The following is a 15,974-nucleotide window of genomic DNA, read 5'->3' as shown; positions in this document are numbered from 1 at the left end:
CTGTAATTTATAGCCTAGTATATTAATTGTAGGGGCCCGCGCCAGTTTTGACTAGCAGTTCGCTCGAAAATTAAATCACCCTTAAATAATTGCTAGCCGGCTAATTACTATCGGAGAAACGGCAAGGAATGCTATAATAATATAACGATTTTAAAAACCGGAAAGGTAGGGATAGTCAGTGGCTGAAAAAGCAATAAAGGAACAGGAACAACGGCACCTTGAGCACGTACTCACTGAAATCAAAAAGGCAAAGACCCGGGCAGAGGAACGGATTAAGACCGCCAAAAATGATATTGAGGATATTAACCAGCAGACCAATGATATCCATCTAAACACTACCACCTACTCTGGAATGATGGACACCGCCATGTCCTTTCGGGCCCAGCAGCAAATGCTGGACGAGCGGCATAATAGCTGGCAGCACGCTGCCGACCACTTGGCAACGCTGCGGCGGTTGGAGCAGAAAACCTACTTCGCGCGGATTGACTTTAAGGAGAAGGGCGCTGACAAGCCAGAGTCAGTCTACATCGGCCTGGCCTCGTTTAGCGACCAGCCGGACCACTTCCTGGTTTATGACTGGCGGGCCCCGATTTCGTCCGTTTACTACGAGGGCAAGCTCGGCCAGGTCAGCTACGAAACGCCGGTGGGTCCCCAAGAGGTCGACCTGACCCTTAAACGGCAGTTCCAGATCAAGGACGGCACGATCGTCACCATCTTTGACACCGACGAACAGGTTGGTGACCAGATGCTGCTGGAAGCCCTCGGCAACCACTCCAGTACCAAGATGAAGAGCATCGTCACGACCATCCAACGGACGCAAAACGAAATCATCCGAGATACCAAGGACGACCTCCTCTTTGTTCAGGGAGCGGCGGGCTCTGGTAAAACCGCGGCGGTTCTGCAACGGGTTGCCTGGCTGCTCTACCGTTACCGGGGGCACCTGACCTCCTCCCAGGTAGTCCTCTTTTCACCCAACCAGCTCTTCAACGACTACATCGACCAGGTCTTGCCGGAGCTGGGTGAACATAACATGGTCCAGATGACCTACTTCCAGTTTGCCAATCGGCGGGTTCCAGGACTCCATGTCCAAACGCTTACCCAGCGCTTTGCAGCCAGCCAGGATGAGGCGAATAAGAATGCCCAGCGGCTGCTAACCAGTCTACACTACTTTGAGGCAACGGGCCGGTACGCCAAGCATTTAGGTCACGCCAACATGCGCTTCCGGAACATCATGTTCAACGGCAAGGTCTTTATCAGCAAGGACAAGATTCGGGAAATTTACTATTCCTTTAACAACAACTACAAGCTCGGCAACCGCTTAGACGGCACGAAGGAGGAGCTGATCAAGTACCTCAACCACCGGGTCAGCACGGAAATGCGGAGCAAGTGGGTTGAGGAGCGGGTCCAGAGCCTGAGCAAGGAGGAGCTGGACACCCTCTTTGCGAACGAACCACGGGAATTTGAGAGTGATGATAAGGAGTTTAAGTTCCTGGCCCGGAAGATTGTCATGCAAGCCTTTGAGCCAATCAAGCGGGCGATCAACCATAACCAGTGGCTCAATATCAATGGCCAGTACCTCCACCTCCTCCGGGTGACACCTAAGCTGGTTAACTTGGCGGATTACGGCTTGACGCCCGACCAGTGGCAGGCCTTCGTTGACCAGACCAAGGAGGGTCTCAAGAAACGGCAGATCAGTGCAACGGGGGTTACCATCTACCTCTACCTGTACGACCTGATTACGGGGAAGCACGGTCAACGCGACATTCGCTACGTCTTTGTCGACGAGGTCCAGGATTACGACCCTTACCAGCTGGCCTACCTCAAGTTCCGCTTTCCGCGGGCTAAGTTTACATTGCTGGGGGACCTCAACCAGGCCATCTTTACCCACGAAAATAGCAAGAGTCTCCTCCGCCAGCTGAGTACGATGTTTGATCCGGAGAAAACCAAGGTCGTTCAGCTAACGAAGTCCTACCGGTCGACTAAGCAGATTACTGACTTCACCAAGCACATCCTGCTAGACGGGGAGGCGATTGAAGCCTTTGACCGGGATGGTGACTTGCCGCAGGTCGTCGAAAGCAAGACTTTTGACGGCAGCGTGGACGCCCTGGAGGCAACCCTGCAAAAGTACCAGCAGGAGCATGACCAGGTCGCCATCATTGGCAAGACCCTTGAGGACAGCGAGCAGTTGTGCAAGGCCCTTGAGCAGCGGGGCGTCAAGACGACCCTGATTCGGACGGAAAACCAGCGGCTGGTTAAGGGGACGATTATTGTCCCGTCATTTCTGGCGAAGGGACTGGAGTTTGACGCCGTTATCGTCTGGAACGCCAACGACCAGCAGTACCACGGGGATGATGAGCGCCAGTTGCTTTACACGATTTGTTCCCGGGCGATGCACGAGCTGACCCTGACCGCAGTCGGGAAGGTGACACCGTTGCTGGACCAGGTGCCGGCTGACGAATATGAGTTGATTAATAAATAAGCAAAACGGCTGTGGAACGCGTTCCACAGCCGTTTATTGTTATTAAAACATTTTTCTTTTCAAAACCACCAAGCTCCGCAGGTCAACTTCCATAATGGCGTTGGCGACTAGCAGGATAACCCCGCCGATGACCAGTTGCGGAGTTAGGGGGTCGTAGCCCATAATGACGGACATCACACTAGCAAAGAAGGATTCCAGCATTAAAATTAACCCCGCCGTAGTGGCGTCGGTATGAGCTTGACCGGTAATCTGCATTCCCTGGGCTAAGAACGTGATCCCGATAGTGAGAATTGCCAATGGAATCAGCGCTTGCACCCAGTGGACACTGCCCAAACTAGGACGCTCAAAGAGGAAGGTGGTAATCCAGCCGAAGGTTCCCTGGCACAGCCCAATCATGAAAATAATCACCCAGGGACTGGACGCGTGTGGGGCATACTTGGCGAAGAAAATAATTTGCCCGGCCCAGAAGAAGGTGGAAACGAGGGTCAAAAAGTCGCCGTACTGGAGGTGGAAATGTCCGGCAAAGACGTTGGTCAGGATTGCCATTCCAAGGATTGACAGGCTAATCGAAAGGTAGGCCTTTCGCTGGGGACGTTCCCGCCAGAAGAGCCAGAGGAGGAAGGGCGCCACGACGATGTACATGGTCGTCAAGAAGGCGTTCTTCGCTGGGGTCGTGTAGCGGAGAGCATCGGTCTGCAAGTAGTAGCCCAAGAAGTTGATGGTGCCGATGACCAGGCCGAGGCGGAAGTCAACCCAGGTCATGTGCCGGATCTTCTTGAAGAAAATTAGGCCGCCGGCTAGTGCACACATGGTCCCCCGGCAGGCGTTGATGAGGCCGGAGTGCATCCCCGCCTCCACGGTGAGCTTGGCGAAGACGTAGCTGCTTCCCCAGAGGATGGCGACGATAAACAACATTAAATCTGCTTGGCGTTTGTTAATTGACATGGTATCCGATTTCCCCTTCCACAAATTACAACCACCAATCTTAACATCTTCACGCGGGAAGCGTAAGTGGCTGTAAGCGGTGCCGGCGAAAAAGTTGCCCGTAATCTTAAAATTTTTGAAAAATAGGCTTTTGTCAATTGCCTTTAACGCTTAGAATGTATTATTGTTAATGCTGATACTTTTTATGGAGGAACTAATCAATGAAAACAGCGTTGCAGAAGTTGCGCCGCGGCTTAAATACTAAGCTCGGGTTCTTTCTGCTCGTCGTGCTCTTATTCTGTATTAAGAGTTACTGGGCATATCAGAATGAATTCAACCTTGGCGTGAAGGGGAGTATGCAACACTTCCTACTGGCCTTTAATACGATCCCGGGGGCCTTGGTCTTCCTGGGAATCGCGCTGTACTTTAGGGGACGGCTGTCCTATTGGCTAATGCTGATTATTAATGCATTACTGTCAACCTGGCTGTTCTCCAATATTTTATACTACCGGGAGTTTTCCGACTTTATCACCTTTAACGTGATCAAGGGGTCGGGAGCGGCTTCCAATAACCTGGGAAAGAGTTTGATGGGGATTATCCGCCCGGAGGACTTCCTGGTTTATGCGGACGTCATTATCCTTGCCCTGGTATTGCTCTTCCACTTGATCCGGGTGGATATGCGGCGCTTTAAAATTCGCTATGCGATGACGGTGACCGCCCTCGGTTTCGTCCTGTTTGGTGCGAACTTGGGAATGGCGGAGTCAGACCGTTCCCAGCTGCTGACGCGGACCTTTGATAATAACTACATTGTGAAGTACCTCGGCTTGCAGGCTTACACGATTTACGACGGGGTTAAGACCACCCATAATAGCGTGGTTAAGGCCCGGGCCGACCAGGATCAGCTGAAACCAGTCCTGAACTTCATCCACCACAACTACGCGGGGCCCAACGTCCAGTATGAAGGGGTGGCAAAGGGGAAAAATATCTTTGTCATTCACCTGGAGAGTCTCCAACAGTTTATGATTGACTATAAGCAGGATGGCCAGGAGGTAATGCCAAACCTGAACAAGCTCTACCACGCGAGCGACACGCTGGCCTTTGATAACTTCTTCCACCAGGTTGGTCAGGGGAAGACGGCCGACGCGGAAATGATGCTGGAAAACTCATTGTACGGTTTGCCAGAAGGGTCCGCGATGGTTACTGACGGCACGACTAATACCTTCCAGTCCGCACCGGCCCTCCTCCATCAGAAACTTGGTTATACGACGGCCTCCTTCCACGGGGATGTCCCGAGTTTTTGGAACCGTGACAATGCCTACAAGTCATTTGGCTACCAGTACTTCTTTAGCAAGGAGTACTACCCGAAGACCAAGGACTACGATGCCGGCTACGGGATGAAGGATAAGATTTTTATGAAGGAGAGTGCTCACTATATCGAGCAGCTCCCGCAGCCGTTCTACGCGAAGCTGATTACGGTGACGAACCACTACCCGTACATCTTGGATAAGCAAAATAAGGATATCCAGCCGTGGAACACCGGTGATGACACCGTAGATCCGTACGTACAGACGGCGCGCTACCTTGATGAGTCCCTCGGCGAATTCCTCGACTACCTGGACAAGTCCGGGCTGCGGCAAAACAGCGTTCTGATCCTGTATGGTGACCACTACGGGATTTCCAACAACCACCAGCCAGCGATTGCCCAGATCCTTCACAAGAAGAAGGTTACCAACTACGACCTGGCAATGTTTCAAAAGGTACCATTTATGATTAATATGCCAGGCCTCAAGGGTGGAATTGATCACACTTACGGTGGTGAAATCGATGTGCTGCCGACCATCGAAGACCTGCTGGGAATCAGTTCTAAAAACTACATTCAGTTTGGTCAAGACCTGCTTTCTCCAGGACGGAACCAGATTGTGCCATTCCGGAATGGTGACTGGGTAACGCCAAAGTACACTAAGTACAATGGTGACTACTACTACACCAAGAACGGTAAGCAGATTACCAAGGCGACAGCTAAGCAGAAGAAGGAATTTAGCAAGATTCAAAAGTACGTTACCACGGACCTTGGCCTCTCCGACCGGGTCGTCAACGGTGACCTGCTCCGCTTCTACAAGTTGCCAGGCTTTAAGAAGGTTGATAAGAAGGACTACACTTATAACCTGAAGAAGAGCTTGCGCAACCTGCAAGACGCACAAAAGAAGCAGAAAACCAGTGCGAAGACGAAGAATAATAATCAGACAACGATTGACGACTATTCGACGGACGCACCTGAGCTAAAGGATTATCCTAAGCTGAACTTCCCGAAGCCATAATGACAGAGAATGAGAGTGAGAAAAAACGCCCCAAACCGGCTAGCAAGCTGATTTGGGGCGTTTGTCTTCGAACCTCCGCAAGGATGGCTAGGTTGTTCAAACGCTGATTTATCAGCGTTTGAACTGCCAGCCAGCTACTGCGCTGATGCATTACTAACTTTAAAATATTAAAGAGGTTGAGTTAATTTCCAGCCTCTTTTTTTAATTCTTTATTGTTTACAAATGTAAACACTAAGCTTATAGTTACAATTGTAAACTAAAACGGAAGAGGGGCGAATAGATGAAAGACGAGGTAGAACAAGAGAGTGCAATTACAGATGCCGAGTGGGAAGTCATGCGGATTATCTGGACACTGGGTAAGGCCCACAGCAACAAGGTGATTACTGAACTTCAGGCTGAGTGTGATTGGACCGAATCAACAATCAAAACCCTGCTGCGCCGGTTGGTGAAAAAGGGCCTGTTGCGGACCGAGCCGGACGGGCGGCGCTTTATCTATATTCCGACTGTCAGTCAGACAGCGATGATGTCGCAAATGGCGCGGCAGTTTCTTGATAAGTTGTGTGATATGCACAAGGGTGAAATCTTGCTACAGCTGCTGAAGGATTCTCCAGTTTCGCAAACGGACCTGGCGACCATGCGCAAGGTGATCGATGAAAAGGCGCGGACGGCGCCCGAAACAGTTCCTTGTAACTGCCTGTATAAGGGTGAACATTTTTGTTAATGAGGTGAAAAAATGAATATTAGTCAACTCCTGGTGCTGATTGTGGGCCTGTTAGCAATCGCCTTTATCCTGTGGTGGTTCTTGGGCAAGCATACGGAAGCGGTCGGCCAGTCAACGGTGGTTGATGACGTCCAAAACGCGACCATCGTGGTCGACGGCGGCTATTCCCCGGCGACCGTGGTGCTGAAAAAAGGCGTCCCAGCCGAGGTTAACTTTGAGATGCATGATTCGACGGCCTGCCTGTCGCACGTCGTTTTTGAGCAACTTGGGGTCAATAAAGACTTGACGAAACAAAAGGTGACGTCGATTAAAATCCCGACGGATAAGAAAGAAACGTTTAATTTTGCTTGTGGTATGGATATGTTTCACGGAAAGGTCGTTGTAAAATAATGAGTATTTTTTCAAAAGAACAGAGTAAAAAATTTGCCGTCAATGCTGCTAACCATGGCTATAAGCCGGAGGTGGTGACCTTTAAGCAGGGCAAGCCGGCGCAGTTGAAATTTATTCCTTCTGACAACATGGGCTGCATGAATGAAGTCGTCTTCAAGGACCTCGACGTCGACGTGAAGCTCGATGGCCAAAAGGAGGTTACCGTTAATATTCCGACCGACCAGCCCGGCACCTACAACTACGCTTGCGGCATGGATATGTTCCACGGAAAGGTGGTCGTAAAGTGATGAAGCTGACTAACATCCAGCGTTTCTGGATTTCCTTTATCCTGGCAATCCCGATGCTCGTCCAGATGTTAGCGATGCCCTTTCACTGGATGATGCCCGCCTACAACTGGATTGCCCTAGTCACGACGACCATTATCATGCTGATTTCGGCGGCCCCATACTGGAAGAGCGCGATTGGGGCCTTTAAGAAGCACAGTGCCAACATGAACACCCTGGTAGCGGCCGGGACTGCCGTGGCCTACTTTTATAGTGTTTTTGCGATGGTAACCGGCCGCCCGGTTTACTTTGAAAGTGCGGCCTTTGTGACCGTCTTCGTCCTGCTTGGTGACGCAATGGAGGAGAAAATGCACAACAACGCTTCCAATGCCCTTGGCAAGCTGATGGGACTCCAGGCCAAGGATGCTGAGGTGCTGAAGGACGGCCAATTCGTTAAGGTACCGCTGGACCGGGTCCAAGTTGGTGACTTAATCCGGGTTAAGCCGGGTGAAAAGGTCCCAGTTGACGGCCAAATCACCGCGGGTTCCTCCACTATCGACGAGTCGATGGTCACCGGGGAAAGCATTCCAGTAGTAAAAAAGGTCGGGGATATGGTCGTTGGTTCTACGATCAACAGTAACGGGACGATTACCTTCAAGGCCACTAAAATCGGCTCTGATACCATGCTGGCCCAGATTGTCGACATGGTAAAGAAAGCCCAGACGAGTCACGCCCCGATCCAGAACCTGACCGACAAGATTTCTAACATCTTCGTGCCTGCGGTGCTTGTAATCGCCATTTTAACTTTTGTCATCTGGTATTCCTTCCTCGACGCTACGGCAGTGCAAGCGATGCTGTTTGCCGTATCCGTGGTAGTGATTGCCTGCCCATGTGCGCTCGGTTTGGCGACCCCAACGGCGCTGATGGTGGGGACCGCCCGTAGTGCCAAGATGGGTGTGCTCATCAAGAATGGGGAAGTGCTCCAGGAAGTCAGTGATCTGGACACGGTCGTCTTTGATAAGACCGGGACGATTACTGTCGGTAAGCCTCAGGTAACGGATATCATCGGGGATACTAAGCAGGTTCTGCAAGTTGCCGCCAGCCTAGAAGAATCCTCCGAACACCCGCTGGCAACGGCAATCATGAAGCGGGCCGCGGATGATGGCTTGAACATTGAACAGGTCCGTGAATTTGCGGCCATCGAAGGGAAAGGCGTCCGGGCCGAGTACCAGGGTCAGGAAGCCTTCGTCGGCAGTGAACGCCTCCTCGAGGAAATTAATATTTCCCGGGAAATGAAAATGACGGCGGAGAAACTGCAAAGTGAAGCCAAGACGGTAGTCTACGTTGGCTTAGCGTGGAACATTATCGGCCTAATTGCCATTCAAGATGTCCCGAAGGCTAGTTCGCCAGAAGCAATTAAGGAGTTGAGGGCCCGGGGACTCAAAACGGTGATGCTGACCGGTGATAATGCGGCGGTCGCTCAAGCAATTGCTGACCAGGTCGGCATCGACCAGGTGATTGCTGGCGTCTTGCCAAACGAAAAGGCCCAGCATATCAAGGAACTCCAGAATGCGGGTGCTAAGGTGGCCTTTGTCGGTGACGGAATCAATGATGCCCCAGCCCTCTCGACGGCAGACGTTGGGATCGCCATGGGTTCCGGAACGGATATCGCAATTGATTCCGGTGGCATTGTCTTGGTTCAAAATGATTTACGTGGGGTCGTACGGGCTTTAGATATTTCCAAGAAGACCTTTAACCGGATTAAGCTGAACCTCTTCTGGGCGCTGGTTTACAACACGGTCGGGATCCCGATTGCCGCCGGCTTGTTTATGGCGGTCGGCTTCCAACTCAGTCCGGAGCTGGCGGCCTTGGCGATGGCATTTTCATCAGTATCGGTCGTTACTTCATCACTGCTGCTCAATAAAACCAAAATTGCCGGTGATGATCCGGCAACTGCATAATAAAAAGTGGATTGGTTGCCTGCTGGGTACCGGTCCACTTTTTGTTTTCACTATTTAAGATTGTATGTGACTTAACAAACTGGGCCGATAAGGTCTGGCAGCCGTCCCGACTAAGCAACATGAAAGCAAGATTAACCTAATGTTTCTGCTCCCTAAACAGCTTGTTATTGTATTCTCAATCTAATCGGCGTATTCTTAATTTGTGTTTATTATTGATAGATAAAGGGGATGGTAAGCTGTGCTTGTTTCTTGGTGGGGTGAGGCTGGAAATTAACTCAGTCTCTTTACTGTTTTAAAGATAAAAATGCAATAGCGCAGTAGCTGGCTGGCAGTTCAAACGCTGATTTATCAGCGCTTGACCAACCTAGCCATCCTTGCGGGGGTGGGACAACGAACTAGACAAACTAGTTCTGTCCCACTCCCTAGCCATTGTAATTATTTTGATTTTAAGAAAAGTCGATGCGGTGTACTCGCTGCTTATTGGTGCAATTATTGGCTCACTGGTTGGTGGCGCCAGTCTGTTGCAGACCGTTAATATTCTGGTGAAGGGTTCCCAGAGTGTTATGGGGACGGTCGTTCGGGTCCTGGCCGCCGGAGTGTTAGCCGGCGTGATGATGGATTCGGGGGCCGCCAACACGATTGCCCGGACCATTGTTGGCAAGATGGGTGACCGGATGGCGATCCTAGCCCTGGCCTTAGCCACGATGGTGATCACCGCGGTTGGCGTTTTTATCCCGGTCGCGGTGCTAATTGTGGCACCGATTGCACTGGAGGTCGGCGAACGGAGCCATATTTCAAAACTCGCCCTGCTGGTTGCCCTTTCTGGTGGTGGCAAGGCCGGCAACATTATTTCACCAAACGCGAACACGATTGCGGCGGCGAAGGGTTTTGGCCTCAACCTCAGTCAGGTCATGATTGCTGACTTCATTCCAGCGGTTGTGGCGTTAATCGTGACGGTGATCGTTGCTTCACTGATTAAACATAAGGGTGACGCGGTCTTGCCAGCTGACCTGGCTGATAATCCCCGGATTGAGCAAGAAGATTTGCCATCCCTGGGCTCCTCGTTAGTTACGCCAATCATCGCGGTTGTTTTGCTATTGATTAACCCGATTGGCTAGCTCCTGCATGTGCACTGGATGAGTACGATTGACTTAGACGCGACCTACGTCCTGCCATTTGCCGCGATTATCGGGGCATTAGCAATGCACAAGGGGAAACGGATTCGTGAATATGCCCAGACCGGGATGGTGAAGATGACGCCGGTGGTCATGATCTTGATTGGTGCCGGGGCAATTGGGGCGACGATTACCGAATCGAGCCTGCCGCAGCTACTGATTTCCGCAATCAAGGTCAGTCACATTTCCGGGGTCTTCCTAGCGCCACTTTCTGGTATTTTAATGGCTGGTGCCGCGGCGTCTACTTCGACCGGTGTTATCCTGGCTACTGGTTCCTTCTCCAAGGCAATTTTGGGTTTTGGGGTCCAGCCATTAGCAGCGGCAGCGATGGTTCACACGGGGGCAATCGTAATCGACCAGCTGCCCCAGGGAAACTACTTCCACGTCACCGCAAACGCCATGAACATGGACATCAAGCAGCGCTCACAGGGAATCTTATACGAAGCGATTTGTGGGGGCTCGGCTTGTCTGACCGCCACGGTTCTATATGGTTTCCTGCACTTGATTTAATAGCCGGTAAGGAGGAATTATGATGAAGATTGTGATTGCACCGGACTCATTTAAGGGTTCGCTGACTGCCAAGCAGGTAGCTGAAGCGATTCGGACCGGTGTCGCCCGGATCTTTCCGAAAGCAGATTATGAGCTGGTCCCCATGGCTGATGGCGGGGAGGGAACCGTCCAATCGCTAGTCGATGCTACGCGGGGCCACCTGATGAAGAAAAGGGTTCACAACCCGCTGAACGAACTGAGCGAGGCCTACTATGGCATCTTGGGTGATGGCCGGACGGCGGTAATCGAAATGGCTCAGGCTAGTGGCATTCAGTATGTTAACGACCAGACGCATAACCCAATGATTGCGACGACTTATGGTACCGGAGAATTAATGCTCGACGCACTGAACCATGGCGTCAGAAAGATTATTCTCGGGATTGGGGGCTCAGCTACCAACGACGGCGGCGCGGGGATGGCCCAAGCACTTGGTGCTCACTTGCTGGATGCGAGTGGTAATGAACTCCCGCTCGGCGGTGGCGCCCTCGACCGACTTGCCCGGATTGATGTCCGTGATTTAGATCCCCGAATCCAAACCACCCAGGTATTGATTGCATCGGACGTTACCAACCCATTGACCGGGAAGGAAGGGGCTTCCGCGGTATTTGGACCGCAGAAGGGCGCAACTCCGGAAATGGTTAGCATCCTGGACCGAAACTTGCACCACTACGCGGAGATCATTAAACGAGACCTCCACCTGGACCTTGAACAACGGCCGGGGGCCGGCGCCGCTGGGGGCCTTGGAACCGGTCTAATAGCCTTTACCAATTCCGAGATGGCCCGGGGAATTGACCTGGTTGTTGAATTTACCAAGCTCAAGGAACGGGCGGTGGATGCCGACCTGGTCTTTACCGGTGAAGGTGGCATTGATTTCCAGACCAAGTTTGGTAAGACGCCATATGGGGTCGCACTGGCAACGAAGACGGTGGCTCCGCAGGCACCGGTCATTGTGCTGGCCGGCAACGTTGGCAAGGGGATTGACAGCTTATACGGTCAAGAAGCAATGGACGCAATTTTTGCGACCCCCGTGGGAGCAAAACCGTTGGAACAGGCGATTGCAGATGGACCGCACGATATCGCACTGACGGCAGAAAACGTTGCTCGACTCATCAAAACAGTGAAAAATTAACAACGAAGGCCACAGTGCGGATTAGGGGATGATGCGCACTATGGCCTTGTTCGTTATTATTTTCTTTCAGCCTACTGCCATTCCTGCTGGTCAAAGGCCATTTGCCAAAACTGCTCCTCGTAGTAGCAGGAAATTTGAAATGCCCGGGTCATTTGCTGGCGGCCAAGTTCGTCGACACTCGCGGCTTGCTGGTTGACGATCGCCTTCATTTGTTCCGTGCTGGTAGTGAAATCTGCGGCGGTGTAGCTGTCAAAGAACTCCTGGTACAGGTGAACCGGGCTGTGCTTGACGGCTAAACGCTGGGCCAGCTCACTGTACAGCCAGTAGCAGGGAAGGAGACCGGCGATAGCAGCTGCGGCGCCGTAACGGTCTAGCTGGTAGTACATATGGGTGATGTAGGAGTATGCGTTAGGGGCGACGGGAGTTTCTTGCAGTTCCTGTGTGCCCAGGCCGATTTCCCTGTGCATCCGTTGGCGGGCAGCGTCTTCTCCTTCCCCGAGGTGGCTTAAAATCGCGCCTTCGTTTGCTGGCAAGTGGGTCGCAATTTCCTGGTGGAGCCGGTTAAAGGCCGTCAGGTAGTGGTTGTCCTGAATTAGGTAGTAGCGGAAAGTCGTGAGAGGCAGGTCGCCGCTGCTGAGCTGCAGAATGAAGGGGGCGCGAGCGCTCGTTTCGGTAGTTTGGTTAATTGTCGCTGTTAAAGTAGTGGTAAAAACAGTCATGGCAATACTCCTTGTTGGTTTTTCTTAATTATAAGCTAGATTATCCCCCGCAGGTTAACCTAAATTTGCTATACTGGTGAAAGATTGCGTCTAGCGCTTGCTAAAAATAGTGAAAGCTCGAACAAAATGGTATGTTGGACGAAATGTGCTATGATTGATAGTAAACGCTTACAAATAGACGACAAAGGGATTTTAAAAATGGATGAATGGATGAATTACGAACAATTTGACCGGCAAACCTGGCACCGCTTTTTTCCAACTGATTCTGTCCGTCTGAGCCAAGATAACCTTGACGAAATCAAGTCCTTGAATGACCGGATTTCGTTGACGGACGTTCAGGATGTGTACCTGCCACTGATTAAGCTGCTCCAATTACACTATCAAAACTTTTTGGAATGGCAGATGCAAAAGGCCAACTTTTTGCAGCAGCCAGTACGACGGGTCCCCTATATCATTGGCATTGCCGGATCGGTGGCGGTCGGGAAGAGTACAATTGCCCGGCTTCTCAGTATTTTGCTAAACAAACTACTGCCGGATAAGCGGGTCGAATTGATGACCACGGATGGTTTCCTGTACCCGAACGCGGAGTTGAAACGGCGGGGGATTATGGATCGGAAAGGTTTTCCAGAGTCCTACGACATGGAGAAGCTCCTCAAGTTCCTCAACGATGTTAAGGCGGGCGAACCAGTAGTCACGGCGCCAACCTATTCTCACCAGGTTTACGATGTTCAGCCAGACAAGCCCCTGGTAATTGACCGTCCAGACATCTTGATTGTTGAGGGAATCAATACCTTACAGTTGCCAAGCAACCAGCGCCTGTATGTCAGCGACTATTTCGACTGGTCGATCTACGTCGATGCCGACCCAGATTTAATTGAGTGTTGGTACTTGCAGCGTTTTGGCCTGCTCTTAAAAACGGCCTTCACGGACCCGTCTAACTACTACTATCCGTACTCACAGGGAAACCAGGAGGAAGCCTTCGCGATGGCTAAAGATGTGTGGCGGCGGGTCGACCTGCCCAACCTGATCGACTTTATCCTGCCAACGAAGACTAGGGCCAACTTGATTTTGCACAAGACCCATGGTCATGTGGTTGACCGCCTCTACTTGCGGCGGGGGTAAGAGAATAAAATATGAAAGGCGTCAGTACTTGGTTTTTATCAAGTGCTGCCGCCTTTCATTTTTAGGCTGAACGAGACACCGGAGGCGAAGCCGGGGTATTCCCTCTTTGCCTATTCCGTCATCAGCCAGTCAACCAGGCTCACTGTTTGGACCTGGTCATCGCCGGGGAGCTGGTGATCGCCCTGCTTAGCAAGGATCAACGTCCGGGGACCATCGTCAGGGAGGCGGTGCAGGTCCGCCACCGTTTTTTGGTAAGCCGCGTCGGTGAGTAGGGAAAAGTTGAACTGGAAGTAGTGCCGCTGCTGGTTTTGGATGCCGACAAAGGTTACGGGATGCCCCTTACAGCTGGTAAAGACCTGGTAGCCACGGCTGCGTAACTCGTTGAACACAACGATTGCCAAATTTCGTTCTGACAGGGCGTTTTGCTTGTTCGCCAAAATCGACCGCAGGGATGGATCAATTGGAAAATACTGAGCGTTGGTCGGCTTGGCCATGCCTGTTTTCAGGTTGAGCTCCTGGCAGGGGGAAAAGAGGAAGCCCTGTTGAAGGAAATCGAGGTAGGCGGCAAGGGTCTTGTTGGAAACATTCACGCTGCCGTCCTGCAAGCTGGCAACTACCCGGGAAACGTTGGTCAATTCCCCAGCATGGTTGGCTAAGAAGAGGGCCAGCTGCTGGACGAGGCCCGCGTTGCACAGGGTGTTGCGCTGGGAAAAGCCGTTGAGAATGATTGTATTGATCACCCCCTCAAAATAGTTGCGTGCTGCCGTAAAATTCCGGATTTCCTGCGCGAAGGGGAAACCACCGGTGTTGAGGTAGTGGTAGAGCGAACTTAAATTGGCGGAAAGCTGGTGGTAGGTGAGAAACTCCTGAAAGCGTAAGGGACCTAGGTAGACCATCCGGCAGGGAAACTGACTGGCTAGCCGTTGGATGCTAACCGCCGAGCTGGTGATGTACAGGTCGACCCGCGGCAAGTGAACTAACTTTTGCACCAATAATTGATAGTTGGGCACCGTTTCAAGCTCATCGAAGAACAGGTAGGTAACCTGGTCCCTGGTGAGCCTTTTTTTAATTTGCTGAAAAAGCTGCGTAGGATCCTGCTGAGCGTTAGCGGGGTGATCAAAGTCGTAGATCAGAATCCGTGCGCTCGGGACCCCCTGCCGTTTCAGATAGGAACGAAGCTGTTCCAGCAGGGTTGTTTTACCCCCGCGGCGGACACCATAAACCACTTTAATTGTCGAATCACTTATTGAATTTTTTAATTGGTCTAGTTGCTTTGAACGTACAAACATCCAGTCATCTCCAGTAAAATTCCTTGAATAAACAAATCTTAACAAAATCTGTCGACCTCGGCAAATTTGGAAAAGAATCCAAATATATCAACGATTTTCCGCCTAAACAATTAGTAAAAAAGTAAAATTTAGTAAAAACAGTTACTGCTGGCTGGGAGATGCAACTGGTTGCACAAAAATAAATTGGTCTACTTGTCTTGACAAGCTAAATAATACCGATTAAGAACTTAGGCATACTGATTAACCAGCGAAACTAACTTTGAAGGAGATTATCACTATGAAGATTTTTGCGGACACTGCTAACATCGACGAAATTAAGCGGATCAACGACCTTGGCTTACTAGACGGGGTGACGACTAACCCAACCATCATTGCCCGGGAAGGTAAGGACTGGGAAACCGTCGAAAAGGAGATTTGCGCGATTGTCGATGGCCCGGTCAGTGCTGAAGTAACGGCTGACGATACTGACGGGATGGTGACCCAGGCTCGGGAGCTCAGCAAGTGGGCGGACAACATTGTCGTTAAGATTCCGATGACCGAGGCGGGCTTAAAGGCCGTCAACATTCTGTCAAAAGAAGGGATTAAGACAAACGTTACCCTGGTCTTCTCCGCAGCACAAGGATTGCTGGCTGCAAAGGCGGGGGCGACCTACGTCAGTCCCTTCCTGGGGCGGCTTGATGACATCGGGGCGAGCGGGCTGGAATTAGTTGAAAAGCTACGGCAGATTTTTGACATCTATGGCTACCAGACGGAAATCATCGCCGCTTCCATTCGCCACTGCCAACACGTTGAACAGGTCGCTCTGGCTGGTTGTGACATCGCCACCATTCCTGGTCACCTTATTCCAAAATTGTGGGAACACCCGTTGACGGATAAGGGACTAGCAACGTTTAAGAAGGATTGGGCCGAATTTGAACAACTGCAGAAGAAATAAG

Annotated in this window: 12 protein-coding genes and 1 pseudogene; 10 read left to right on the top strand and 3 right to left on the bottom strand. The window is 51.4% G+C overall.

Annotation, left to right across the window (positions count from 1 at the left end; genetic code table 11):
• Positions 1–178 precede the first annotated feature (178 nt).
• Positions 179–2,479, top strand: a complete 2,301-nt coding sequence (helD, locus tag N4599_RS05490) for an RNA polymerase recycling motor HelD (RefSeq protein ID WP_260898337.1) — start codon at positions 179–181, stop codon at positions 2,477–2,479.
• Positions 2,480–2,521: 42 nt separating this feature from the next.
• Here helD and N4599_RS05485 read toward each other — a convergent pair whose 3' ends face one another.
• Positions 2,522–3,394, bottom strand: a complete 873-nt coding sequence (locus tag N4599_RS05485) for a DMT family transporter (protein ID WP_062814157.1) — start codon at positions 3,392–3,394, stop codon at positions 2,522–2,524.
• A 230-nt stretch (positions 3,395–3,624) separates the two neighbouring features.
• On the opposite strand from N4599_RS05485, the gene N4599_RS05480 reads away from it, so the two are divergent.
• The 7 genes and pseudogenes from N4599_RS05480 to N4599_RS05450 all read left to right on the top strand — a co-directional run bounded on the left by N4599_RS05480 (position 3,625) and on the right by N4599_RS05450 (position 11,909).
• Positions 3,625–5,721: an LTA synthase family protein gene (locus N4599_RS05480; protein WP_260898336.1), complete on the top strand. Its 2,097-nt coding sequence runs from the start codon at positions 3,625–3,627 to the stop codon at positions 5,719–5,721.
• A 280-nt stretch (positions 5,722–6,001) separates the two neighbouring features.
• A complete protein-coding gene (locus N4599_RS05475; RefSeq protein WP_260898334.1) occupies positions 6,002–6,442 on the top strand; it encodes a CopY/TcrY family copper transport repressor in 441 nt (146 codons plus the stop codon).
• Between the two features lie 12 nt (positions 6,443–6,454).
• Entirely contained in the window at positions 6,455–6,832 is a 378-nt protein-coding gene (locus N4599_RS05470) for a cupredoxin domain-containing protein (protein ID WP_194176881.1), read from the top strand.
• On the top strand, positions 6,832–7,119 hold the full coding sequence (locus tag N4599_RS05465; RefSeq protein ID WP_260898330.1) for a cupredoxin domain-containing protein: 288 nt from the start codon (positions 6,832–6,834) through the stop codon (positions 7,117–7,119). The genes N4599_RS05470 and N4599_RS05465 overlap by 1 nt, the downstream gene beginning before the upstream one ends.
• A complete protein-coding gene (locus tag N4599_RS05460) occupies positions 7,119–9,056 on the top strand; it encodes a copper-translocating P-type ATPase (RefSeq protein ID WP_260902490.1) in 1,938 nt (645 codons plus the stop codon). The genes N4599_RS05465 and N4599_RS05460 overlap by 1 nt, the downstream gene beginning before the upstream one ends.
• A gap of 410 nt (positions 9,057–9,466) precedes the next feature.
• A pseudogene (locus tag N4599_RS05455) lies at positions 9,467–10,741 on the top strand (GntP family permease).
• 22 nt (positions 10,742–10,763) lie between these two features.
• Positions 10,764–11,909: a glycerate kinase family protein gene (locus N4599_RS05450; protein WP_260902489.1), complete on the top strand. Its 1,146-nt coding sequence runs from the start codon at positions 10,764–10,766 to the stop codon at positions 11,907–11,909.
• 71 nt (positions 11,910–11,980) lie between these two features.
• Here the strand turns inward: N4599_RS05450 and N4599_RS05445 are convergent, their stop codons facing one another.
• On the bottom strand, positions 11,981–12,628 hold the full coding sequence (locus N4599_RS05445; RefSeq protein ID WP_260898328.1) for a thiaminase II/PqqC family protein: 648 nt from the start codon (positions 12,626–12,628) through the stop codon (positions 11,981–11,983).
• A 198-nt stretch (positions 12,629–12,826) separates the two neighbouring features.
• Here N4599_RS05445 and coaA point away from each other — a divergent pair, with 198 nt between their 5' ends.
• The gene (gene coaA / locus N4599_RS05440; RefSeq protein WP_191364190.1) at positions 12,827–13,750 is read left to right on the top strand and encodes a type I pantothenate kinase; all 924 of its coding nucleotides are present in this window, start codon (positions 12,827–12,829) and stop codon (positions 13,748–13,750) included.
• Between the two features lie 110 nt (positions 13,751–13,860).
• Here the strand turns inward: coaA and N4599_RS05435 are convergent, their stop codons facing one another.
• Positions 13,861–15,039: an ATP-binding protein gene (locus tag N4599_RS05435; protein WP_260898323.1), complete on the bottom strand. Its 1,179-nt coding sequence runs from the start codon at positions 15,037–15,039 to the stop codon at positions 13,861–13,863.
• Positions 15,040–15,316: 277 nt separating this feature from the next.
• On the opposite strand from N4599_RS05435, the gene fsa reads away from it, so the two are divergent.
• Positions 15,317–15,973, top strand: a complete 657-nt coding sequence (gene fsa, locus N4599_RS05430) for a fructose-6-phosphate aldolase (protein ID WP_003715054.1) — start codon at positions 15,317–15,319, stop codon at positions 15,971–15,973.
• Position 15,974: the final 1 nt, after the last annotated feature.

It is taken from the genome of Limosilactobacillus oris (genome assembly GCF_025311495.1).
Taxonomy (GTDB): Bacteria; Bacillota; Bacilli; order Lactobacillales; family Lactobacillaceae; genus Limosilactobacillus; species Limosilactobacillus oris_A.
This window is presented reverse-complemented; position numbering and strand designations above follow the sequence as displayed.